This is a genomic window from Sphingobacterium sp. BIGb0165 (assembly GCF_024810095.1).
Lineage (GTDB): Bacteria > Bacteroidota > Bacteroidia > Sphingobacteriales > Sphingobacteriaceae > Sphingobacterium > Sphingobacterium detergens.
This window is the reverse complement of the sequence record NZ_JANUEB010000002.1, coordinates 491,647-516,450: the sequence shown is the minus strand read 5'-3', so window position 1 is coordinate 516,450 and position 24,804 is coordinate 491,647. Positions and strand designations below refer to the sequence as shown.

Below are 24,804 nucleotides of genomic sequence, written 5' to 3'. Positions count from 1 at the left end.
TTTTAATGTCCACTCTATCAGATAGTGTGCCAAAGAATGCTTCATGGCAAAGGTATTACTAATTCATTCAAAAGTGTGCATTAAAACATGAAAATGTTTGCCTATCCGACATTAAACCCGTTCAATTAAACAGACAGCATAAGCAACAACCCCCTCTTGCCGACCAATGAAACCCATTGTCTCGTTGGTCGTTGCCTTAATAGAAATATCATCTATATCTAGACCAGTCACTTCAGCTAATTTGATCTTCATTTGAGGAATATAAGGTTTGATCTTGGGAGCTTCAAGGCAAAGCATGGCATCAATATTACCGAGCTGGTATCCTTTGGCCTGAATCAAACCCATACACTCTTTCAACAACAGCAAGCTACTAATCCCTTTCCAACGCATATCTGTATTGGGAAAATGGTACCCGATATCCTCTAAGTTTGCTGCGCCCAAAATAGCGTCACAGATAGCATGTGCCAATACATCGGCATCTGAATGACCAAAAGCTCCGGCATGATGTTCCAACTGCACACCACCAACAATAAATGGGTGTCCTTCTTTTATCTGATGAACATCAAACCCAAATCCTACCTTAATCTTCATTATTATAATTATATTATGATAATACGCTTTTCAACGTAATAAATAAGCTCGTTCTACGCCGTTTATCCTGTAACAACAATACACCTTATCATAAGCTATTATTACCTCAGGACTATTTTACGCTCATGATGATTCATTGCTACGAAGATACCATTTTAGTGCCGATATTTTGAAATGGAGTTTTATTATCAGGCATAGTGTCCATGTAAGAATACGATGTAGTAATAAATGTATTGACAAACAAAATCTTCATACTTTCACAAACACTAACAGTCATGGAAATCGATTAATGGTTCTTTTTGGCCAATAAACCGATCGTAGTAAGCTCATGGATGCTTCAATAAAAAATACGAATCAATAAAAACAGACAATTCAGAAAAAGCAAAAGGGCTACTTCATCGGAAATAGCCCTTTTTAATAATTTATTGTCTGTTTGTTTTACGCAGATCCTCAAGAAAAGGACCTATGCTTCCACTTCTTCAGGCGCAAACTGATCATACACCTCTCCAAAAGCATCATAATCCTGATCACCGTTAGGCTCAAAAACCTGAATATCTTTGGATCTAGCGAAATCAACAATCTCAGTATTGACATTTTCATCAGCTACAACAACCATATCCGTAAAATGCAATGCACCTTTATAGATTGCCTCATAGCTACCATCGCCATACACTTGCGCATCTGCAGCTTTAAAAGCACCTTCTGGCGCCATTTCAGCATACTTTGAACCCAATGTACCTTTAAATTCTTCGTTAAACAAAGAATACATCACTTTTGCATCCTTAAATGTAGGATCATCCTTATACGTTGTTTTCACGTAAGCAGGTACCAAAGCAGAGAACCAGCCATGACAGTGTACTACATCGGGCGACCAGCCTAATTTCTTAACAGTTTCCAACGCTCCTTTACAGAAGAACACCGAACGCTCATTATTGTCTGCAAAGAATTCTCCATGCTCATCACTAAAAACTTTTTTACGCTGAAAGTAGTCCTCGTTATCCAAGAAATACACCTGCATCCGAGCTGCAGGCAGTGAAGCTACCTTAATAATTAGCGGATTATCATTATTATCCACAACAATGTTCAAGCCTGAAAGACGAATCACCTCATGCAATCTATTTCTACGCTCATTGATATTCCCAAAACGAGGCATCAAGATACGGATTTCAAAACCCTTCTCTTGCATCGCTTGAGGCAGTTGACGTGTAATTTCAGAAATTTTGGTTAATTCGAGGAAAGGCGACATCTCGTGAGTAATAAACAATATCTTCGTTTTTGCCATCTCCAGTTATTTTTATTTATTATTTTCGAACAGTAAAATCGGTCTACAAAGGTACAAAAAAAATACTTACCATGCAATTTACTATCAATCATCGTTTTATATTCCCAAAATAATATGCAACTTTGCGAACAAAAAACTATTCAGCAAAGTGGAAATTTTCAAAACGAAAGCATCCCTCCAAGCACATCTCCAAAAAGCACGCTCGGCAGGTAAAAAGATAGCCTTGATCCCCACCATGGGAGCACTTCATGAAGGACATTTATCATTATTAGATTATGCGAAACCCATCAGTGATATTCGTGTTTGTAGCATTTTTGTCAACCCTACACAGTTTAACGACCCCAAAGACCTAGAAAAATATCCTCGTCCAATTGAAAATGATATCAAGCTATTGGAATCCGTCGATTGTGACATTTTATTTATGCCAAGTGTAGAAGAAATGTATCCCGACCAAGATGAAAATTGGCATATTGATCTTGGTGAATTGGATCAAATCTGGGAAGGTGAAAAACGTCCGGGTCATTTTCAGGGTGTAACACAGGTGGTCTATAAATTGTTCACCTTAGTACAACCCGATATCGCCTGTTTTGGGCAAAAAGACTTTCAGCAAGTGATGGTCATCAAACGCATGATCGAGCTCAAAGATCTTCCGATCCAATTAGCAATCTGTCCCATCATCAGGGATAAACATGGCTTAGCCCTGAGTTCACGTAACATGCGCCTGAGCGAAGATGGAAAAACAAAAGCCCTCGCACTTTCCCGTTCATTACAATATGTGAAAGATCATATCTCGGACAATACTAAATTACAAGAAATTAAAAATAATGCTTTAGCAATTTTGACAGATACAGCAGGATTGACTGTTGAATATTTTGCAATCTGCGAAAGCAACTCCCTGCAAGAAGTCCAACAGATTGATCCAAGCAAGCAACATGTTGCGCTTGTCACAGCATGGGTAGAAGGTGTCCGTCTTATTGATAATATGATATTAGCTTAATAAAAAAAACTCTACCTTTGCGCCATGGTAATAGAAGTAATGAAATCCAAGATTCACCGCGTGAAAGTCACACAGGCGGAATTGAATTACGTGGGTAGTATCACGATAGATGAAGATTTGATGGACGCTGCAAATATCATCGCTAACGAGAAAGTTCAAATCGTAAATAATAACAATGGGGCCCGTCTGGAAACCTATGTCATTCCAGGACAACGCGGATCGGGCACGATCTGTCTAAACGGAGCTGCGGCTCGTCTAGTGCAGGTTGGCGATATTGTTATTATTATTTCATACGCAACAATGGATTTTGAGGAAGCGAAGCAGTTTAAACCAGCTTTAGTATTCCCAGATGACAACAATCATTTGATTACATAGTATTGAGCGACATGCGCGATACTTAATAATAATTTTATCAAGTATACTTATATACTGCTAAATAAAAATCGTATTTTTGAAGCGTTACTCTAACAAGTAGCGCTTTTTTATGCATTCAAAAATAACAAGAAATCTGCGTCAGCTTATCGCATCATTCCAATTGGCTTTGATGTCGCTGATTATTCTTTCGGGTGTTATTTTTATGCACAAAGAGGTAAAATCGGATGGGGAAATCGTGATGCACACGCACCCTTATGATTTTACAAAGAAAGAAAAACCTCAAGAGACCGACGATCAGATCGATTATCTGAATGTCATTTATCAAAACAATTACGTACAGACCGATTTCATTATTCTCGAACTTCCTGTACCAAAGGAAATTCAGCTAACGGATTATTGTTCGATCTGCCCAGAAGTTACCAACACCACAAGCAGTCCCTATTACCTTCGGGGTCCCCCTTGCTTAGGATAACACAATTCATTTTTATTCTGACGTACATCCAGTAAAATAGGTGAAGACAATGCTTTTAGCACTTGTCGCTATATTTATTTTCAGGTTCGCTAAAACGGAGTTAACGGCTTTGGTTTCAATAGACCATAAGTACAAAAACCGATGTCTTCATATTAAAAAAGAAAGTGGACGAATTCCGCTCATATACTTATATCATATCATCTTAGCACGTTTCAAGACGAAGGCATGCCCTAGCTATACAATAAACCTTATCGACGAGATACGAAAGACCAGTATCAAACCTAAGGCAAAAAAGTATACCATATGGGAGCTATAAGCTTGTGCAGCCAAGATCTCAATACGAAATACTCAATACGATAAAAATGCTAAAGCAATACACGTTACTGGCTACACTATTGGCCGGAACATCCTCAATATATGCACAGTCACCATTGGAGGGATATTTATTCAATAAAAACCGGGAAGCCATTGCTTCGGGGACATTGACTATAAAAAACAGCAAATCAGCCACCACATCGGATGCTGATGGACACTTTAAATTCAATACCATCGTTACCCCAAAAGTAACGTTAAATATCTCCGCTGTAGGCTATCGTTCGCTGACGAAAGTAATCTCTTTGGATACCTTAAAATCACCCTTGCAGATCCAGCTTGAAGAAGATAACCTCAATCTCGATGAGGTGGTGGTCTCCGCAACCCGTTATGGTGTAAAACGTAAGGATGCACCTGTTGTAGTCAATGTCATCGGCCCCAAGCTATTTAATGCAACACAGTCTGTGGCGATGTCTGAGACACTAAATTACCAGCCCGGCGTCCGTGTGGAAAACAATTGTCAAAACTGTGGTTTTTCACAAGTTAGACTCAATGGTCTTGAAGGCCCATACTCACAGATATTGATTAACAGCAGGGCTGTATTTTCGGCATTAAACAGTGTCTACGGATTGGATCAGATCCCGACCAGCATGATCGACAGGATCGAGGTCGTACGCAGTGGCGGCTCAGCACTATTTGGAGCCAATGCCATTGCCGGAACCATCAATATCATTACAAAAGATCCCGTCGAGAGTGATTGGCAGGTAAAGTCCACCAATTCGCTGATTGGTGGCAAAAGCTGGGACAATACCGTAGATTTCAACACATCCCTTGTTGCTGAGGACCTAAATACTGGTGCGACATTTTATGGTATGCACCGCAATAGAGAATCCTATGATGTCAATGGGGATGGGTTTTCAGAGATCACCAAACTTCGAAACACCACCTTTGGCACAAAATTATTTTACAAACCAAGCGACCTCGATAAAATTACGGTAGATTTTAGCACAGTCAATGAATTTCGTCGTGGCGGAGACCAACTCGATAAACCCCCGCACCTGACCCAGATTACCGAACAGCTGCAAACCAGTTCTATCGTTGGTGGAATTACCTATGACCGTTATTCCGAAGACTTTAAACACAAGATTTCGGCTTATGGTTCCGTCCAGAAAACCGTTCGTGATAGTTATTATGGCGGACTTGGCGGCGGCACAACACTAGCAGACAGTACGTTAGCATCCAATTCGTATGGAAAGACAAATGATATTGCACTTGTTGTAGGAAGTCAGTATACCTACAATTTTGAAAAAGATGTGTTTACTGCAGGCGTGGAGTTTTCCTATAATGATACCCAGGATGAAATCCCAGGCTATAAGCGGACAATTGATCAACATAATAAAGGATTGGGAACCTATGCCCAATACGAATGGAAGCCTTTTGAGACATTCAAAACCCTGATCGGCGCCCGATACGACTATACCTATGTCGATGGCAAATATAGCTTGGCCGGGATAAACCGCAGTTCGGATCAACGTTTCGGAACATTCAGCCCACGGTTAACGATCCTATATGATCTGACAAAAGATCTACAGTTCAGAGGTGGTTACGCACGTGGATTCAGGGCCCCACAGGCATTTAACGAAGATATGCACGTGACTTCCATTGGTGGCAACCAGGTATTTGTTTTGATCGGTGAAAACTTGAAAACAGAATATTCCAATGCCTATACCGGGTCGTTTAGTTACAACAAGAATTTTGGAAATGTACAAACGAGTTTTCTAGTTGAAGGTTTCTACACCGACCTCAATAATCAGTTTGTCAATATAATGGCATCACAGAAGGATGGTTTGATCATTCAGGAGATGCAAAATGGCGAAGGTGCACGTGTATATGGCTCCAACATTGAAATCAATGTCGCCCCTTCATCGTGGTTATCATTTCAAGCTGGCGGAACAATCCAGCGTTCGCGTTATAAAAAAGACCAGCTGATCTATGAAGGTAAAGACGATTCGCACGATATCTGGACAAAGCAATATGTGCGTACTCCCAATGTTTACGGCTATATGAATACAAATCTGAAAGCGACGAAGCGGTTCGCTGTCGACCTGACAGGAGTATATACAGGCAAAATGATTGTACCACATATCCAGCAAGATATCATGACGCTTAAAAATGCACGTGATTTTGTTGAATTGAATCTTCGTCTGGGCTATACACTACCTGTGCACAAGGATTTTAGTATCGAATTTTTTGGCGGCGTACAGAATATGTTCAACGCCTTTCAAAAGGATTTTGACAAAGGTGCATTACGGGATTCAGACTACATCTATGGCCCTACACGTCCACGAACATATACCTTCGGTATTCGGGTAGGACATTTTCATTAGGACATGGGTACTGGGATAAATTTTCCATAAACAAAAGTAGAACAATGAAATATTTTAGGAAAATAAGCATCCTGCTGATCAGCTTACTTTATCCGCTCTTCCATTTTGGGCAAGAGCGGATAAATTGGGTCAGCTTTGAACAGCTCGACTCCCTGCTGACTGTAGCGCCACGGGAGACCCTAATTTTTATCCATACCGATTGGTGCAGCTATTGCCGAAAAATGGATCGGGAAATATTTACAAAGCCGGATCTTATTACAATAATCAATAAAAGTTACTATGCGGTTCAACTGGATGCAGAATCTGTGCAGGAAATTACCTTTGATCAGAGCATTTGGAAAGCAAAATCCGCAAAAAAAAGAACTGGACAGTATCATGCGCTGGCCTTACAGTTATTAAGTGGAAAACGAATGATTTTTCCTAGTATTCTTCGATTTGATAACGAATTTCGCTTAAAAAATATACAACAAAAATACCTGAACTCAAAAGAGTTAAATGATTTTTTAGAATAATTTAACATATTTGTGTAGCGAAACCAAATGATAGTGCGTTTTGAGTTTTATAATTAATACACACTTTAAGAAATTATGAAAAATATCACGAAATTTTTAATGGCCCTTTTATGCCTTGGAATGATCTTCACATCTTGTAACAAAGATAATTTTGACTGGGATGCATACTACAGACAACAAGAAGAAGCTATCAAAAGAGAGAAAGCGAGACAAGATTCTTTATATAAAATTCAAGGTCCGTTGTTATTAGAATATGCGAAACAGAATTTCAAGAACGATGCTGGACAGCCTAATTATGTTGTAGATGACTCAACTAAGATTGTCTATCAGATTTTAAACCCTGGCGACAAAACATCTTACACTTACAAAGCTCAGATTGGAAATGGAGGCTATGTAATCACCTCTCCATCAGCAACTATCAACTTCAAAGGACAATTATTGAATGGAACTGTATTCGATCAAAGCAAAGAAGGCACCCCTACTAATTATAGTAATTTAAGTCCTGCAATTAAAAAGTATGGTGGTTCATGGTATTATGCTTTTATCCCAAAAGTAATTAGTCAAGATGGTCGTGAATTAAAATTCAATGGTTTAACGACAACAGGACTAGTTAAGGGATCTAAAATTCGCTTTGTGGCACCGTCTTATTTAGGTTTTGACCAGACTGAATATAAAGATGGAAGTGAAAAAGTTACAGTTTCAAAAGATACACCTGTTGTGTATACAATAGAAATTACTGCAATTGGAGCTGCAACTTCCAATTAATAAAATAGATAATTTATGAAAACCATTCTCATATTGAGAATGGTTTTTTTTTGAGCACCTCAATGCTATAGTACGAATGCTGTTGCTATCAAAAATTTAGTTGAAGTACTGGATAATGATCACAGCGCAATTTTGTCTAATATTTCGACCTGCTAACGAATGTTAATTACTGTATCAAAATGTTAATTATTGAAGCAACAGCACACAAAAACAAAAAATAACATACATTTGCTAGAGACCATTTTTAAAATCAAAATATTTTTTTTTAAACCATCAATAACACTATGAAAAAATTCTTATCGCCATTAGTCTTGGGAATCGCAGCTATTGCACTTTTTGCTGTTAGTTGTAGTAAAAGCGAAGATGCTCCTGTTTATGACGCAGAGGGGCAATTTAAGACGGATTCCATACTGCTTAAAAATTATGTTGACAGCAAATACCCTAATGCACAATATGATTCTGAAAAGGGAATTTGGTATGAAATTTTAGCCGAAGGCACAGGAAATTACCAATATAAAATCGTGGACACTTTAAATGCTAAACTATTTAAAGTTCAGCCAACTGTAAAATATACTGGTAGACTATTAAATGGCAGTATTTTTGACCAAACCGAAACCGATAAAACTGCTAGCTTTGAGATCCTCACCAATACCGGTTATTATTATCCTTTTGAGAGCACGATTATACCTGCTTGGACATTCGCCTTTGCACCAAAGAAAATTGGCGACTTGAAACTAGGTGGACTGACCGAAAAAGGACTTCAAAAGGGTTCCAAGATTCATATTATGGTTCCTTCGAAATGGGGGTATGCAAACAGTGCAATGGGAAAAATTCCAGCTAATTCTCCTTTAGATTTTGTTATCGAAGTTGTAGACATCAAATAGTATCCTCCAATACAAGGAGCCAGCGATATTTATACAATACAAGCAAAAAACGCCTAAAGCAAATGCTAACTTTAGGCGTTTTCTATTTATTTCTGCTATTCAACAATATATCTTATCGAATACCACTGCATTATATTTCCCCTTCACTACAGGGAAATAGGAGCCCGCAATCTGCTCAAAATAACAAACTCCAATTAAAACAATAAGTGCATTTTCCGACTTAGGAGTCCAGCCGAACGAAAATTTTATCCCTGGAATAGGCCAAACATTGGATAGCGCATGATGATCTGATCGCCAGACAATTGGCTCTATCTGCTCTGGAATGGTCGCACCAAATTCTATCACAGCAAAGACCAATTGTGCATGTGTACTCGTTTCATAACGTCGAATCCGTTGAGCGGGAATAAATGCAGGTATCGTAACGATACCCTCTCCTTTTGTGACATCAAATGATACATGGATATCCGTCAAAACCTGGTCCTTAAACTTAAAATTCCGATTGGTTTCCAATCCGTCCAATAGTTCTAGCCCCCGCCCAGTTACAATACGCTCTCCTCTCCGATGTACTGGATCTGATTTTAAAACCATAGACATGCGGCTCACAAACCTATTAAAAAAGCTTTTATCTGTACATTGAAACAGAATATCCTGTAATCGCTGTTTTAACAGTTTGCAGCTCTTCATTGTTCGTCCAAATTCTTGCGCATTTTCTTTCGTCCGCTGAAAACGTGGATCCGTCTCAATCTGTTTTTTTGTTGCGCCAGTCTTTTTACGCACCAACTGTATTCCTGCACTTTCATAAAAGCTAAGATCTCCGATACTTCCTTTTATTTTAATTATTCCAGTTTGTCTTGCCATACCATAAATATCAGACAAGATCCCGTAAGCAATGTCCCAAATGTCCCTAAATGGGGTCAAATGTACCCAAATGTCCACTTGGAATGTTACACAAGAAAAAGACCCAACGATCAAACAATCAACACATAACAAAACACCTTCAGAAAAGAAACAGCACTAACCACAATGCACAGGTAAAAGCAGGTTTCAGTATACATACAGTATGGATTAAGTATTCATAAAATATCACTATGGCATCTATGTGATGTTAGGACGGCAATCCTATAGCGCTGGTTCTAACCTGTAATAAACCTAAATGATGATTGAAATAAGTGAATGAGAAAGGTTTTTAAATAACAAAAGCTCGAAGTGGGGAACTCCGAGCTTTACCTAACCAATTATTAACCTAAATTATGAAAAGTTCTTTATATATTATTTTGTATATATCTTTCTGTTTTGATATATCAAAGGTAAGACACATTTCCGTTCATGTCAAGAAATTTAACAGCATTTAACGTTGTTAAAATTATGTTAAAACAATTTAGCACTTAATAATAAACAAACAGGACCTTTTTCAACTGCAATATTTTTAATCATTATGCAAGAGAATCGACAGATTATCATCATCCGCGCGGATCTGGTGCAAAAGAGATAAATAAACACGCTGATGGCATGCATGGATTCTTTAAAAAACAGTGATTAATAAAAGAAACACTTTCAATAAAAAGGAATAAATTTGTAGGTAGACACTGCAATGTATTAGGATCTACTATCCCGATAATGAGAACAGGAAACCATCCTGTTTTTTCAAACAACCTTGCGGATCTAATAAAAAGAAAAAATAAATACGGATGAAAATAGCTTTAGCACAATTGAATTTCCATATTGGTAATTTTGAAGCAAATACAGCAGAAATAATTCAAGCAATCAACCAAGCCAAAGAAGCATCGGCAGACCTTATCATCTTTTCGGAGCTCGCCATTGGCGGCTATCCCGCCAAAGACTTATTGCGAAGTAAAGTATTTAAGCAACAGTGCAATGAGGCTATTCATCAGATTGCCGCTCACTGTAAGGAAATCGCCTGTATTATTGGAGCCCCGGTCACAAACAGTGATCCCGAAGGAAAGGAACTTTACAATACCGCAGTATTTATAGAACAGGGTGCTGTTCGAAATATCGTAAAAAAAGGCCTGCTACCCGATTATGATGTATTTGATGAATACCGCTACTTTGAACCCAACAAGCGTTTCGACTGCATCACATTGAATGGTGTAAAAATTGCCCTGACGGTTTGCGAGGATCTCTGGGACGACGATGAAGGAGGCAACTCCTATGTGGGAGATCCTATGGCCGAACTCCGAAAAGAGGACCCGGATCTTTTGATCAATATTGCTGCCTCACCATTTTCCTACACGCACTTTGATGAACGTGTCAAAGTACTCTCCCGGCAGGTCAAAAAATCTAACCGTCCACTAATCTATGTGAACCAGGTGGGGGCACATATGGATATTATCTTTGATGGCAGATCACTTGCACTTAGTAGTGACGGAACAAAGGTTGCCGAATTAAAACGATTTGATAGTGATCTGCAGTATGTCACCTATCATCAAAAAAATATTACCTCAACCACGGCATCCATCAAAGATCCTGTAGCTGAAATTGCACTCATCCATGATGCATTGATCCTAGGCTTGCGTGATTATTTCCAAAAATCAGGCTTCAAAAGAGCGATCCTCGGTTTATCTGGTGGATTGGACTCCGCCTTAGTCGCTGCTCTGGCCTGTGAAGCCCTCGGCGCTGACAATGTACTCTCCATTTTAATGCCTTCCGTTTACTCCTCAGACCATTCGATCAAAGATGCCCTAGATCTGGTGACCAATACGGGTTGCAAACACCATATAGTCCCCATAAAAGATATCGCTTCGGCTTACGAGAACACACTTGCCCCTATTTTTGAGGGCTTAAAACCTGATACCGCAGAGGAAAACATACAAGCTCGTGCGCGTGCGGTTATCTTGATGGCCATATCCAATAAGTTTGGTCATATCCTATTAAATACCTCAAATAAAAGCGAAGCTGCCGTTGGCTATGGCACCTTATATGGCGACATGGCTGGCTCCATTTCGGTTATTGGTGATGTCTATAAATCGAAAGCCTACGAACTGGCACGTTATATCAATCGCGAGCGTGAGATTATCCCCATCAATACCATCGAAAAAGCGCCTTCTGCTGAATTACGGCCTGATCAGAAAGACTCGGATTCACTACCAGAGTACGACCTGCTGGACAAGATCTTATTTGAGTTGATTGAAAATGAAAAGAGCGGCTCCGAAGTTGTAGCAATGGGATTCGAAAAAGCGTTAGTAGAGAGGGTAGGTAAATTGGTTAATAATGCTGAATTTAAACGCTTTCAAGCACCGCCAATCCTCCGGGTCAGCCCAAAAGCTTTTGGCTCAGGAAGACAGATTCCATTGGTGGCAAAATATCCATATTAATTTTACAATTAGGATTAAACCATATTTATAGTTTTTTGTCTAACATTAAAGAATAAATCCAGTGCATACAGCACAGACAACAAATTGCCATAACGCTTTGAGCCATAGAAAGGCGATAAAAGCGCAGAGAGATGAGAAATTAAAACACGTTAAATAAATATAAAAGTTCCATATAGGCCATGAAACCATCATGAGTATAGTGCTTAAAAGCAAAACAGTATATTCATGGTAGATTCATCACAGTTAATAAACAAATTACTACGATGAAAAAGATTCTATTATTTTTGGTGCTCTGCATCGCGCTTGCATCATGTTCGTCTTATCAATATAATACCACTCGGGTAGAAAAGATGGATTTCACTCCTTTCAAAACGTATGCCTGGCTACCGCCAGTAGACTCGCTTTCGAAATCTTATTTTGACAATGACATTGCCAAAACTAATATTTTGGATGCTGCAAATACGGCTTTAGAGGCAAAGGGACTCCAATATTCAAAAGATAATCCTGATCTGTTATTCCGTTATATTACCATCGTCAACAACAAAAGCCGTTTGGTCTATGGCGGTGGCGGATATTATGGCTGGGGTGGTCCTTGGGGCTGGTACAGACCATGGTTCTCACCTTACTTTTATGGTGGTGGATATTACCCTGTTGCAAAAGAACGTTATCGTTATGGTCACCTGATCATCGAAGCTATCGATCGCAAAACAAATGCGGTGATCTGGCAAGCACGCGGTTCAGGCGACGTGGATAATCCTGAAAAGGCGATCAACAACATCAGTAAAGTAGCAAAAGGTGTGATCGATTTGTTCCCCGTAAAAACATTAAAAAAATAAAACAGTGTGCCAGCAAAATGGGAGCTATTTAGCAAGGACATCTATGTCCCCCAGTGATAGTTGGCAATAAAAGCAAAAGCCTGGTTTCATCAGAAATCAGGCTTTTGTTTTTATTCACTAGATCGATGGACGAAGTTTCAAATAAAATGGAACTTCTACACGGTCCTTTGATTTATTTTTGATCAACTCAGCTGCCAACCGTCCCATCATCTCAAAATCGGTCGATATTGTGGTAATACCGTTAAGGATAAACTTCTTCAATGGCGTTTCATTATAAGAGATCACGCCGACATCAGTACCTATGACCAATTTCTTTTGGATAATCTTGTTCAATAACTTGACAAGATCGTCTTCAATGATATTAATGTAGCAGGTCTCTTTGATCACCTTCTCCCGATGCAGATCGGCAACCAATTCATGTTCAAAGGCATATTGCTGACAAAATTTATAAAAGCCCTTGATAATAGCTTTTGGAAAATCACTATGGTCTGGGAAAACAAGCTTAAGCATTTGGTATTTACTCAAGGATTCATTTGCTTCCTCTAACGCATTATAGATATCCTGTTCATAATTTTCATAGACCGCAGGAAACTCCCCCGGAACATCTTCAATAAACTTTCCCAACAACATCAATTTCTCCGTCGGGATCTTACGGATAACATCTGGCGCTTTATCCCGTCCTTCTTTAAAATGTGGGAACAACACATAATGATCATATGTTTTGGTCAGACTTCCCAACAAGGTATTCAAATAGGAGAGGTCGGAGTTGTAGACAAAGAGATCCAAATTGGCATAATCCCCCAGTTCGCGTGCAAAGGAGTCATAAACAATCTTTTTATGTGTACTCAGTTTATTTAAAAAAAGGGCAATTTTGAGTTTAGACTGCACATCAATTTTATTGATGTAATATCCCTTTCCAGGATTGGAGGCAATAATCTCCTGATGTTTAAGATAACGATAGGCTTTTTCGACTGTGTCCCGCGATATGTCTAGATAAGTGCTCAGCTCATTGATCGATGGCAACATATCATCTTTCGACAAGATTTCGTTTTTAACAGCATCGACAATTGTATTCGCTAGTTGTAAGTATTTGGGGGTGGCCGAAAAATCACTAATTTCCAGTGTTTTTAAAAACTGAGCTATTGCATTGGTCATATTCATGGGTTGGATATCTACATTATAAGCACGATAAGAAACTTTTAGGTCTCAATTGGTATATCCTCCGATTGAAATTACACACAAAGGAGTCTCTCGTCTCCTCAGTCAGAAGAATACACTAAGATACCTTATATACATCAAAAAAATAGGAAATATCTTCCCTCAACTATCCTGCCCTTACCTGAACGAAAAAAATGGTAATAATAATTAACCAAGACATGAATTCTGTACTTTTGACTAGTAATCAAGTAATAACGTGTAAACCTGATATGTTATGAGCAGAACAAATATTGTCGTGCTGGGCAGTTCCAATACGGATATGGTTATCAAAGCCTCCCATCTTCCTGTACCGGGGGAAACAGTGCTAGGTGGACAGTTTTTCATGGTCCCTGGTGGAAAAGGAGCCAATCAGGCTGTTGCCGCAGCCAGAGCTGGTGCACAGGTATCTTTTATTGCCAAAGTTGGGAACGACATCTTTGGTCAACAAGCCATTACCCATTACCAGCAGGAAGGTATTCAGGTTGACACAATCTTTCAGGATCTGGAAAACCCCTCCGGCATTGCACTTATATCTGTAGACGCACAAGGCGAAAACTGTATTCTCGTCGCACCTGGATCAAATGCAGCGCTGCTACCACAAGAGGTGTTGGCTGTTCAGAACGTCATTTGCGAAGCAGCGGTACTGCTCATACAGCTGGAAATCCCCATAGCTACAATAGAAGAAGCCAGCACTATTGCGGTGCAGCACAACACCAAGATTATCCTAAACACCGCTCCTGCACAACCACTCCCAGACAGCATTTTAAACCGAATTGACATACTGATATTAAACACATCTGAAGCACAATATTACACCGAAGTCATGGTTGAAAATTGGGAGACAGCTCGTCTGGCTGCCGATGCGATCAGTCAGAAATGTCCAGGCACTATTATCATTACTATGGGCGCAAAAGGATCACTTATCAAGGAAGAAAACAACTATTTCCAAGTTCCAGCCGAAAAAGTCAATGCTGTTGACAGTACAGCCGCCGGCGATACCTTCTGTGGTGTTTTGGCAAGTGCCATCGCTAGGAGCATACCTGTTATAGATGCCGTTAGACTTGCTTCAAAAGCTGCTGCAATCTCCGTTACACGCTTAGGAGCACAGACCTCTATTCCCTACTGGCGGGAATACAGTACAGTATCCAATTAAAACCTTTTATAATCAATTATTCATCCTATTTAAATCAACATGTCTATTCGTATTTTTTTATCAACAACCGTCTTGCTTCTGACGACCATCCAACTGAGTATAGCACAGCTGATCACTACAGCGGCGATACCAAAAGTAGATTACGTTGTCCCTTCTCAATATGATCTCGCGATTCCCCAGACCGATATACTGAACGGTTATTTGGGCAATCGTTACCAGCTCAACCTGGAAAAGAGGCTTCTCCAAGTCGATGAAGAGGGCTTATTGGAAGGATTTCACACCCGACCAGGAAAGCAACGCTGGATCGGTGAACATATTGGCAAATACCTCGAAGCAGCGGCCAATACCTGGCTCGTCACCAAAGATAGCCGACTGAAACAACAGATGGACCGGATGTTTCATCGCTTGCTTGAAACACAAGGCGAAGATGGCTACCTCGGCACCTACCTGCCCGAAAACCGCTGGACCTCCTGGGATGTTTGGGTACACAAATACGACCTCTTCGGGTTGCTTGCTTACTATGGCGCTGTAGGTGATCCAAAAGCACTAAAAGCCGCAACACAGATCGGAGATTTGCTCTACAACACCTTCGGCGATACCCCTGGCAAAAAAAACATCCTCAAATCTGGATCACACGTGGGTATGGCAGCCACCTCTGTCATTGATCCCATGTTGGATTTATACCGCTGGACCGGAGACAAAAAATACCTTGATTTTTGCCGCTATATTATCCGTGCTTACGACTTCGAAGGCGGCCCAGCCATTGTCACCTCCATTTTAAAACATAAACGCGTGGACAAAGTCGCCAATGCCAAAGCCTACGAAATGCTTTCCAATATCGTCGGACTGGTGAAAATGTATCGTTTAACCGGCGATAAAGATCTTTTGAATGTAATCAACTATACTTTTGATGATATCAGTGCCAACCGTTTGTTCGTAACTGGCACATCAAGCGACCACGAACGTTTTCAGGACGATCATTACTTACGGGCAGATACTTCTGCACACATGGGTGAAGGCTGCGTCACCACAACCTGGTTACAGTTTAATACGCAGTTATTCTCCATTACCGGCGATTTAAAATATTACAATGAAATCGAGAAAACAATTTACAACCATCTACTGGGGGCGGAAAATCCACAAACAGGTTGTGTGAGCTATTATACTCCGCTTATTGGCGAAAAACCTTACCGCTGTAATATCACTTGCTGTCTGAGCAGTGTCCCTCGGGGGATAGCACTTATTCCTTACCTGAACTTTGGTCAATTAAACCATATTCCAACCGTATTGCTCTACGAACCGGCACAGATCAAAGAAAAGATTAAGACTTCATCACAGCAGACAATTCCGCTGGAGTTGACCCTAACGACTGAGTTTCCGAGAAAAGGCACCGCGACCCTGCAGGTAAACCTCCCACAATCAGCACAGTTCCCACTACAATTACGGGTTCCGGAATGGGCGACAGACTATACTGCAACAGTAAATGGAAAAACCTACAAATCTGAACCCAACCAGCTGCTAAAAATAGTACGTCAGTGGAAGGACAACGATAAAATCAGCATATCTTTTGATATTAGAACAGAAATCGTCAACGGTGGGAAGACCTACCCTGAAAGCTTCACCTTAAAAAGAGGACCACAGATCTTTGCATTAGATCAGTCGTTAAATCCACAAGTAGATTTCGAAACAGCCAAATTGGTTTACCCCGAAAAGGCAGCGATCAAACTGACCGAAGCGCAAGATAAGCTGCCTAAAAATTGGGTGGGTACTTTGGCTTATTCAACCGACATCAGTACGAGTGACAATAAGAAACAATCTATTCTCCTGGTACCCTATGCGGACGCAAGTCAGACTGGTGGTTTTTCTAAGGTATGGATACCGACAACAGGACGATAATAAGCGATAACTTAATAAATTAACGGATCAAATATCACCCTATGTTTATTGTAAGCAGCTATGCACAGGCCATATTTTTCTGCATCATCACAATGCTTTGCTGGGGTTCCTGGGCAAACACTCAAAAATTAGCGAACAAAAACTGGCGCTACGAACTTTTCTATTGGGATTACGTATTAGGTATTTTTCTGCTTTCGCTGATCTTTGCCTTTACACTGGGTAGCCATGGCGAGCTCGGCAGGCCTTTTGTCGCGGATCTGAAACAGGCCGAATCCCAGCATATTTTCAATGCCCTATTGGGGGGAATTATTTTTAATGCAGCCAATATCCTTCTTTCTTCGGCCATCGCGCTAGCGGGGATGGCTGTGGCATTCCCAGTCGGTATCGGGACTGCATTGATTTTAGGTGTACTGATCAACTATATTGCTGCAACCAAAGGAAACCCTACTCTCCTATTCATAGGGGTCATCTGTATCGCTATTGCCATTATCATCAATGCCATTGCATACAAAAAAGTAACAAAAACACAGAACAACAGCTCTTCCAAAGGGCTATTATTAAGCCTCCTGGCGGGGCTTCTGATGTCGCTTTTTTATCGCTTTATTGCTTCTGCCATGGACCTTGATAATTTTGAGGCACCTGCAAGCGGAAAGATGACCCCATATACCGCCGTATTTATCTTTTCGACGGGTATTTTATTGAGCAATTTTATTTTTAACACCTTGCTGATGAAAAAACCATTAAATGGCCCTCCTTTGAGCTATAAAGAATATTTCAACGGAAATTTTAGCGTACATACTGTTGGTCTACTGGGGGGTATCATCTGGGGGATTGGCAACTCGCTCAACCTTATTGCGGCCGGTAAAGCCGGGCCAGCCATTTCCTATGGACTGGGGCAGGGTGCGACACTGGTCGCTGCACTCTGGGGTGTATTTATCTGGCGGGAATTTAAAGGTGCCTCCAGGCAGGTCGTTTTATTACTCCCGCTCATGTTTATCTTATTTATTGTCGGACTTCTGCTTCTTATTGAAGCGGGTAAATAATCTCTTTAGAATCGTTTATAATGCAACAGATCAACAAATTTTTCCTCTCAATCCTATTCTTGTTTTGTGTCTTCAGCAGCAGAGGCCAGTCCGAAAAACTAGCTATTGAAATTAAGACTGCCTATGCTGACTGGCTTGCAAAACCAGGAGATAAAGTCATTTTTGATATCAGTATCCAAGCTAACGGGCAACCTTTCAAAGGCGATAGCGTTTCCTATGAGATTGGGCCCGAAATGGTAAATCCCTTTGTCAAAGAACAAATTCCAAATTTTTCCGGGCATTTTAAAAGTGGTGCTTTTACCTTAAAAAAGCCGGGATTTTTACGCTGTACAGTAGTCGTAACCCAAAATGGAAAGCAGACAAAAAAACTCTGCACCATCGGTTTCTCACCCGAAAAGATTGCGGCTACACAGCATACACCCAATGACTTTGATTCCTTTTGGGATAAGGCTATTTCCGAACTCAAATCTGTTCCGATGCAAGCAACGAAGACCCTATTACCAGACAGAAGCACAGTGGAAGTTGATGTCTTCCGAGTTTCTTTCAACAACATTGGAAACAGTAAAATCTATGGAATCCTTAGTGTCCCTTCCGATCCGGGCAAATATCCCGCCGTCTTACGTGTACCTGGAGCGGGGGTCCGTCCCTATGGTCCAGAGATTGAACTGGCCTCCAAAGGGATGATTGTGTTGAGCATCGGAATACATGGCATTCCCGTAGATTTAGATTCCGTAGTTTACAAAGATCTCGCTGCCGGAGCCCTGCGTGCATATTACAATAATAACCTCCAGGATAAAGATCAATTTTACTATAAACGGGTTTATTTAGGTTGTATACGGGCCAATGACTATCTATCCTCCCTGCCAGAATGGGATGGAAAAAACCTGATCGTCATGGGGGGAAGTCAAGGCGGTGCCCTAAGCATCGTAACCACCGCATTGGATAAACGTGTTACAGCGGTAGCTGCACTCTATCCTGCACTATCAGATGTCACAGGTTATCTGCATCATCGTGCTGGTGGATGGCCCCATTATTTTGCTCCCACCAACTACAGCGTTTTAGAGAAGATCAATGGGCTAGAAAATACGCTGTCCTACTACGATGTAGTCAACTTTGCCAAAGGTATTCGTGTACCGGGTTTCTATTCCTGGGGCTTCAATGATGTTGTATGTCCGCCAACTTCCATGTATGCCAGCTACAATGGGATCAGTGCACCAAAAGTATTACGTATCTATAAGGAAACCGGACATTGGACGCATCCCGATCAAAAAAATGAATGGTTCGACTGGATAAGAAAGCAAACCGAAAAAATGAAATAATAACAAAAAACGGAATCTAGTATCTTTAGATTCCGTTTTTCCCTAAAGTACCCCCAGTAGACATCGATAGTTCTTTTCTATCTTTTTCTAAGTATCAATACATTGGTTTCACAAACGGAAAAGCACGCTATCGCTATTGTGGCCCAATATGATCCATTGGAATATGCTGCTGCATCGCTTGACTTCCCAAAGCTTTCTTTAAATCACTTAAATTCATCCTCTGGTAATCTTGCTCTAGACTAGGCAGATATTTCGCCGCATTATTTTGATCCCAGACCAACCATTTTCTTTTTCCCTTCAAGGTCCGTTTGCAATTGTAAAAGCGATTATCCTGAAAAACATTTCCAGTAGGTCTTCCACCACGATCGAATTGTAGTGCCAATTCGGGATAAGCACTACGGTAGGGATCCATCAGATAACGCACACCGACCAGGCGATCATAAAACAGGCTGCCCGATCCGTATACATTGAGCTTCTTCAACCAGTTTTCCAAACGATTGTCCACACGGACGGCCCACCTTCCCGCAGCAACAAATAAGTTATTGACATACCAGTTATCTGAACCCCCACCGATAAAAGCAGATCGTTCACCTGCATTCACAAAAATATTCCCAACGACTTTTGTTCCACTGGAAGCATCGTCGTGGTATATCCCTGAAGTTCTTAGTTTTTTCGGGATGTTTGCCAACAAATTATACTGGATGAGATTATGTCGTTCCGAAGGATCCCGTCCAATATAAATTGCACCCTGATCGTCAACTTCTTGCGCAACATGATGAATGTAATTGTATTCAATGATATGTTCGTTGCCGTGGATAAGAATGGCCATACTTGGTAAATCTGCGATCTCACAATTTTTGACCACATTCCCTACCCCATAGAGTGCAATTGCTGGGCGGTAGGATTTTTCTAGGCGATTCAAATCCGAGAAAACGCAATGTTCAATGCGATTATTACCTTTGCTGAGCTCCAACCGATTTCCACCCGATAAAGAAACACCACCAGCACCCAAGCGATAAAAATGACAACGACGGATTACATTAGACACACCACCCCGATGATCAAATGTGGGATGACTATAGATATGTTGATGAAGGTCACCAATACTGTTATCTTGTGGTTCACCTGACCCCTCATGTTGCATTTGCTCAAAGGGCCTTATTCCATACCCCATAGCAATTCCCAAACTGCCTAAATTACGGAATGTACAGTCTTCGATGAGCACCTGTTTCGTATCCCGCATATAAATCCCCATCCCTCTGGATTCCTCAAATTGAATACCTTTGATTTGTACAAATTTAGCTCCGATCAGACTAAAAAAAGGTTCATCCAACACCGAATAACTCAATTTTGTAATTGGTTTATCCTGCGCGAATGACATCGTACCCAACTTTCTGTCTACATAAAACTCACCCACAGTATCCAGTTCGGCCAATAGGTTGACACCATACCATTGCCTATATTTTTTCTTATAATCAAAGCCATATAGGGTTGGTTCACGCGTTGTAATGGTTCGTTTCTCCCCGTCAATACTCTTCACGCGAACCATATCATCGGCATAGCCCCATTTGAAATAACCGGCAACCCAAGGATCATCCTCCTGCGCCCAGCGATCAATACGAGAGTCCTTATACCGAAAAACTCCGCCCCGATGACTCAGATCTTTATTTCGTGGAATAGAACCCGCATCGACGACTTTACCCATGGCAACCATCCCATGATTGGGCCAACGCGCAAGATGGAAGGCCCTGCCATTGACAAACAACTCGCCTGCAGCATTGCCACTTGCACGGGAGAAACCAACGTTCCGCAATTTCCCCAGATCCTTTACCCCATGTTGTAGTAGATTTATCTCGTAATAACTGATACCGCCGCCTTCACGCAGCTTGTTCAAACTTGTCGGAGCCAAACCCACCGAACCTTTAAAAGTGACGGATTCTTTACCATAGGCCTGAATCAGGGTGTTATTATCCTTGCTGTCGAGTGAAATTCCATGGACAAAAGCGTACGTTCCTTCACGTATCTGTATAATCGCCATCCCCGCATGACGCGTAGTTCTCCGCTCCCGAAGCAACGCGATTGCCCGCTCCAGGCTTGCTACCGGACGATCCATACTGCCAGCAGATTGATCATCACCGTTCATGGCGACAAACACCTCCAATTGCGCATAGGCAGCCACGGCAATCAAACTCAATAGACAATAGACAAATGCGATACGGATGGATCTCAAATAATTAGAGTGTGGTGTCATAACAAGGCATTTTAGTTACCAGGCAACAGGAACACTGCGGTCCATAACAGACTATATCGTTTTGATAAAGTCAATCATCAACCGCACATACTCATCAAATCGCGTAAAAGGTAATGTTTCATAGCGATCATAAATATCGTGATAGGCAGCGATGCCCCCTAGTGTATAGATAAAAAATGACGGAACTCCTTTCGCATAAAAAGGATAGTGGTCACTTCGGTTCATTGGACCGCGCACTTTGACTTCAGGTAGATATTTTTTCTCCTTATTAATGGCTACCAAGCGTTCAAATTGGTCTTTAAAGATCGTACCATTGACGACCTGAATCCCATCATCCCCTGTTCCAGCCATATCAAAATTGAGTAAAAACTTGATTTTCCGCAAATCGATAAGCGGATTATTCGCAAAAAAAGTGGAGCCAAGCAAACCGCTTTCTTCCCCTGAAAAAGCCAAGAATACGGTATTGTATTTTGGTGGATGCTGCCGATAGTAGGTCGCCAAATATAAAAGTAGGGCCGTACCACTGGCATTATCATTTGCGCCGGTAAATACCACACGTTTACCGATGGCACCAACATGATCATAATGTGCTGTGATCACAATCAGAGAATCGGATTTACTTGTGCCCTTTATCATCCCACAGACATTATTGGTCAGGTAATTTTCTTGAAAAACCGCCTGTACCTTGAGCTGCATAACCTTTCCCTCCAGCGGAATAACACTGTTGTTTTTCACATAGACAATTGGTCGATTAAGTTGGTTTGTCGCACCGCGCCAAAGCAATTTTTGTTCAGTCTGTACCAAAATTCCTTTATAGTACCCCCCGGATGCAAGGCGCAGCAAGGTCATCCGTAACTGATCGGGCTTCATTGTTGCTAAGGCGGCACGCTCATCCACTACCAGAAATTTATCCTTGAATAGCGGATTCTGGATCAGCTGATCCACCGCAGCAGGATCCGCAGGAATCCTGATTTCGGTCAGTATAAATTTACCCTTGACGGAAGGACTTGAAGCCTCGATCAGTGCCTGCTCGCCCAACTTGAGCTTTCGGCCATCCACCACTATTTTTACGTCTTTGGGAAAAACATTTGCGGGCATGGAGAAAGGCTGATAATAGCTAGTACCCAAAGGTAAAAGTCTATTTTTTTGATATTCAGCAGCAATAAAAGCTGCTGCCTTTCGGTCACCGTCAAATACATAGCCACGTCCTGCATAAGCCTTGGAGGCTAAAGTTTTTACAACGGACCGCGCATAATCAACCTGTGCCCGGAGCGGGAAGATGCCACTGAGCAAAAGAATAAACAAATAAAAAATCTTAGTTTTCATGAGAATTAACAATCGGTAATAAAATAAAGGATGCATATTTACCCTGACAATAAATCCGTTGTTCCTGCTTTTTGAAGTCGGCATCCGACGCTTCATAAATATTCATAAACTGCTGTGGATTTCGATCCACCAACGGAAACCAGGAGCTCTGCACCTGCACCATAATCTTATGCCCTTTTTTGAACACATGTGCCGCATCCTGCATATCAAAGCGAATTTCGTGAATCCGGTTGGGTTTCATTGCCTCCGGATGGGAAAAACTTTTTCTATACTTGGCCCGCATCACCTCGGCACGAACCAGACATTGACAATCGGAAAGCTTATCGCCTTTTGCATGCGGATGCACATCAATCAATTTAACGACGAAATCAGCATCAGTACCACTACTACTCACAAACAAGTTTGCCTGTATATTACCCATTAATTTGAGGTCTTCGGCCAAAACATCGGTTTCGAAAACCAGTACATCCGGTCGCTGAGCCGCAAAATATTGATCTTCATACATATATTTATTTCCCCTTAAAACCGTTTTCTCCCGTGTATAGGGAACGGGGTTATTGGGGTCTGAATAATAAGATACATAAGACGGGGCTACCTTTGTAGCTTGTTGGAAACTCAATTTCATCTCCGGTGTAAAAAACAGGGGTTGTACCTTGGTATTGACAATAGGCCAAGTCTCGTGCGTGGACCATTTGTTCTCCCCAGTCACAAATATGGTAGCTGCAGCGAGCGTATCTTTTCCTTTTCCTTTTCCTTTAAGGTAGTTGACAAAAAAGGGTAGTTCAACTTCTTTACGATAATAAACAGCCGTATTTTGGCCAAAGTCCAGGCTATCCAAATTCCGACCCGTACCTTTGGTCCAAGAACCGTGATACCAGGGGCCCATCACCAGTTTGACACGATTAGGTGCTATTTTCCGCAAAGCCGCATATGTTTTCAGCGGACCGTATAAATCCTCTTGATCAAACCAACCTCCGACCACAAGTACCTGTGGTTTTACTTCACGAATGCGGGACAAATAAGCCCGATCTTGCCAATAGTCGTTGTAATCGGCATTAGTCATCATCTCGTTCCACAATATGCTTTCGCCCTTCAAAAACTGTCTATTGAGATTTTTAAGTGCTCCAGTTTTGAGAAAAAACGAATAGGCATTGTCTGTTCCATAGTCCGAAAAACCTGCTGGTCCTCTTATCCCGATGGAATCTCGTTTTTTTCCAAAAGAGGAAAGAAAGGAAAAACTGCCCATCAGCATAAAAGCACCATTGTGATGCCGATCGTCTCCAAGAAACCAATCGGTCACCGGTGCTTGCGGAGAAACGGCCGCCAAAGCGGGATGGGAATCAATCAATGACATGGAAGCATACATTCCTGGAGAAGAAATCCCCCAAACACCCACTTTCCCATTGGACTTCAACTGTCTGACGAGCCAGTCAATGCTATCGTACGTATCCGTGGATTCATTGACCTGAGTTGGATTACCTTCGACGATATAGGGCCTATTAGCAACAAAATCTCCCTCAGATTTATACTTACCCCGCACATCTTGGTATACAAAGATGAATTTTTCTTTTGCAAACTCCATACTGGGACCAATTGGAATACGAAAGGACTGCTCACCGTAGGGCGCGATGCTATATGGCGTACGTGTCATCAAAATCGGATAGCTTACCGAGGTATCCTTTGGCATATAAATGGCCGTATAAAGCTTGACCCCATCCCGCATCGGAATGTAGACCTCCTTTTTGGTATAATGTGCATAGACATATACGGAATCTTGTGCTGTATTCTGCGCAGAGACCGTTGTCATTGACAGCAAAAAAATCAGTACCCAATAGCATCGCATCATATTTCTTTTTAGCGGATTACAGAATCAG

General features: G+C 41.2%; 20 protein-coding genes. 13 read left to right on the top strand and 7 right to left on the bottom strand.

Annotated features, from left to right (window positions below; all coding sequences use genetic code 11):
• Nucleotides 1-111: 111 nt before the first annotated feature.
• Nucleotides 112-591, bottom strand: coding sequence for a 2-C-methyl-D-erythritol 2,4-cyclodiphosphate synthase (ispF, locus tag M2408_RS05830; protein ID WP_259180142.1), 480 nt, complete (start codon nucleotides 589-591; stop codon nucleotides 112-114).
• 463 nt (nucleotides 592-1,054) lie between these two features.
• Complete coding sequence (locus M2408_RS05825) at nucleotides 1,055-1,873, bottom strand: glycogen/starch synthase (protein ID WP_120260175.1); 819 nt, start codon at nucleotides 1,871-1,873, stop codon at nucleotides 1,055-1,057.
• A 148-nt stretch (nucleotides 1,874-2,021) separates the two neighbouring features.
• On the opposite strand from M2408_RS05825, the gene panC reads away from it, so the two are divergent.
• The 7 genes from panC to M2408_RS05790 all read left to right on the top strand — a co-directional run bounded on the left by panC (nucleotide 2,022) and on the right by M2408_RS05790 (nucleotide 8,577).
• The gene (gene panC / locus M2408_RS05820) at nucleotides 2,022-2,870 is read left to right on the top strand and encodes a pantoate--beta-alanine ligase (RefSeq protein WP_259180141.1); all 849 of its coding nucleotides are present in this window, start codon (nucleotides 2,022-2,024) and stop codon (nucleotides 2,868-2,870) included.
• 24 nt (nucleotides 2,871-2,894) lie between these two features.
• Nucleotides 2,895-3,245 carry an aspartate 1-decarboxylase gene (gene panD / locus M2408_RS05815; protein WP_259180140.1) on the top strand — a complete coding sequence of 117 codons (351 nt, stop codon included), beginning with the start codon at nucleotides 2,895-2,897 and terminating at the stop codon, nucleotides 3,243-3,245.
• A gap of 109 nt (nucleotides 3,246-3,354) precedes the next feature.
• Nucleotides 3,355-3,717 (top strand): hypothetical protein, encoded by a 363-nt coding sequence (locus tag M2408_RS05810; RefSeq protein WP_259180138.1) that lies wholly within the window; start codon nucleotides 3,355-3,357, stop codon nucleotides 3,715-3,717.
• 362 nt (nucleotides 3,718-4,079) lie between these two features.
• Nucleotides 4,080-6,416, top strand: coding sequence for a TonB-dependent receptor (locus M2408_RS05805; RefSeq protein WP_259180136.1), 2,337 nt, complete (start codon nucleotides 4,080-4,082; stop codon nucleotides 6,414-6,416).
• Nucleotides 6,417-6,460: 44 nt separating this feature from the next.
• Nucleotides 6,461-6,928, top strand: a complete 468-nt coding sequence (locus tag M2408_RS05800) for a thioredoxin family protein (RefSeq protein WP_259180135.1) — start codon at nucleotides 6,461-6,463, stop codon at nucleotides 6,926-6,928.
• Nucleotides 6,929-7,003: 75 nt separating this feature from the next.
• Nucleotides 7,004-7,693: an FKBP-type peptidyl-prolyl cis-trans isomerase gene (locus tag M2408_RS05795; RefSeq protein WP_259180133.1), complete on the top strand. Its 690-nt coding sequence runs from the start codon at nucleotides 7,004-7,006 to the stop codon at nucleotides 7,691-7,693.
• A gap of 284 nt (nucleotides 7,694-7,977) precedes the next feature.
• Nucleotides 7,978-8,577: an FKBP-type peptidyl-prolyl cis-trans isomerase gene (locus tag M2408_RS05790; RefSeq protein ID WP_259180130.1), complete on the top strand. Its 600-nt coding sequence runs from the start codon at nucleotides 7,978-7,980 to the stop codon at nucleotides 8,575-8,577.
• 99 nt (nucleotides 8,578-8,676) lie between these two features.
• Here M2408_RS05790 and M2408_RS05785 read toward each other — a convergent pair whose 3' ends face one another.
• Nucleotides 8,677-9,435 carry a hypothetical protein gene (locus M2408_RS05785; RefSeq protein ID WP_259180128.1) on the bottom strand — a complete coding sequence of 253 codons (759 nt, stop codon included), beginning with the start codon at nucleotides 9,433-9,435 and terminating at the stop codon, nucleotides 8,677-8,679.
• 830 nt (nucleotides 9,436-10,265) lie between these two features.
• Between M2408_RS05785 and M2408_RS05780 the strand changes: the two genes are divergently transcribed.
• Both M2408_RS05780 and M2408_RS05775 read left to right on the top strand, forming a co-directional pair.
• Nucleotides 10,266-11,909 carry an NAD+ synthase gene (locus M2408_RS05780; protein ID WP_259180127.1) on the top strand — a complete coding sequence of 548 codons (1,644 nt, stop codon included), beginning with the start codon at nucleotides 10,266-10,268 and terminating at the stop codon, nucleotides 11,907-11,909.
• A 263-nt stretch (nucleotides 11,910-12,172) separates the two neighbouring features.
• Nucleotides 12,173-12,745: a DUF4136 domain-containing protein gene (locus tag M2408_RS05775; protein WP_120260184.1), complete on the top strand. Its 573-nt coding sequence runs from the start codon at nucleotides 12,173-12,175 to the stop codon at nucleotides 12,743-12,745.
• A gap of 117 nt (nucleotides 12,746-12,862) precedes the next feature.
• On the opposite strand, the gene M2408_RS05770 is transcribed toward M2408_RS05775, so the two are convergent.
• A complete protein-coding gene (locus M2408_RS05770; RefSeq protein WP_310446392.1) occupies nucleotides 12,863-13,906 on the bottom strand; it encodes a GntR family transcriptional regulator in 1,044 nt (347 codons plus the stop codon).
• 271 nt (nucleotides 13,907-14,177) lie between these two features.
• Here M2408_RS05770 and rbsK point away from each other — a divergent pair, with 271 nt between their 5' ends.
• From rbsK to M2408_RS05750, 4 genes are read left to right on the top strand one after another with little or no spacing between them, the layout of a single operon-like run.
• A complete protein-coding gene (gene rbsK, locus M2408_RS05765) occupies nucleotides 14,178-15,095 on the top strand; it encodes a ribokinase (RefSeq protein WP_259180124.1) in 918 nt (305 codons plus the stop codon).
• Between the two features lie 39 nt (nucleotides 15,096-15,134).
• Entirely contained in the window at nucleotides 15,135-16,991 is a 1,857-nt protein-coding gene (locus tag M2408_RS05760; protein ID WP_259180122.1) for a glycoside hydrolase family 127 protein, read from the top strand.
• A 41-nt stretch (nucleotides 16,992-17,032) separates the two neighbouring features.
• Nucleotides 17,033-18,034: a GRP family sugar transporter gene (locus tag M2408_RS05755; RefSeq protein ID WP_259180121.1), complete on the top strand. Its 1,002-nt coding sequence runs from the start codon at nucleotides 17,033-17,035 to the stop codon at nucleotides 18,032-18,034.
• A gap of 20 nt (nucleotides 18,035-18,054) precedes the next feature.
• Complete coding sequence (locus M2408_RS05750) at nucleotides 18,055-19,353, top strand: acetylxylan esterase (RefSeq protein ID WP_259180117.1); 1,299 nt, start codon at nucleotides 18,055-18,057, stop codon at nucleotides 19,351-19,353.
• A gap of 133 nt (nucleotides 19,354-19,486) precedes the next feature.
• Here the strand turns inward: M2408_RS05750 and M2408_RS05745 are convergent, their stop codons facing one another.
• Genes M2408_RS05745 through M2408_RS05735 form a run of 3 tightly spaced genes read right to left on the bottom strand, consistent with a single transcriptional unit; the run spans nucleotide 19,487 to nucleotide 24,776 of the window.
• Complete coding sequence (locus tag M2408_RS05745) at nucleotides 19,487-21,604, bottom strand: right-handed parallel beta-helix repeat-containing protein (protein WP_259180115.1); 2,118 nt, start codon at nucleotides 21,602-21,604, stop codon at nucleotides 19,487-19,489.
• A 51-nt stretch (nucleotides 21,605-21,655) separates the two neighbouring features.
• Complete coding sequence (locus M2408_RS05740) at nucleotides 21,656-22,930, bottom strand: M28 family metallopeptidase (RefSeq protein ID WP_259180113.1); 1,275 nt, start codon at nucleotides 22,928-22,930, stop codon at nucleotides 21,656-21,658.
• The gene (locus M2408_RS05735) at nucleotides 22,920-24,776 is read right to left on the bottom strand and encodes a CocE/NonD family hydrolase (RefSeq protein WP_259180111.1); all 1,857 of its coding nucleotides are present in this window, start codon (nucleotides 24,774-24,776) and stop codon (nucleotides 22,920-22,922) included. Before M2408_RS05735 ends, M2408_RS05740 begins: the two co-directional genes overlap by 11 nt.
• Nucleotides 24,777-24,804 lie beyond the last annotated feature (28 nt).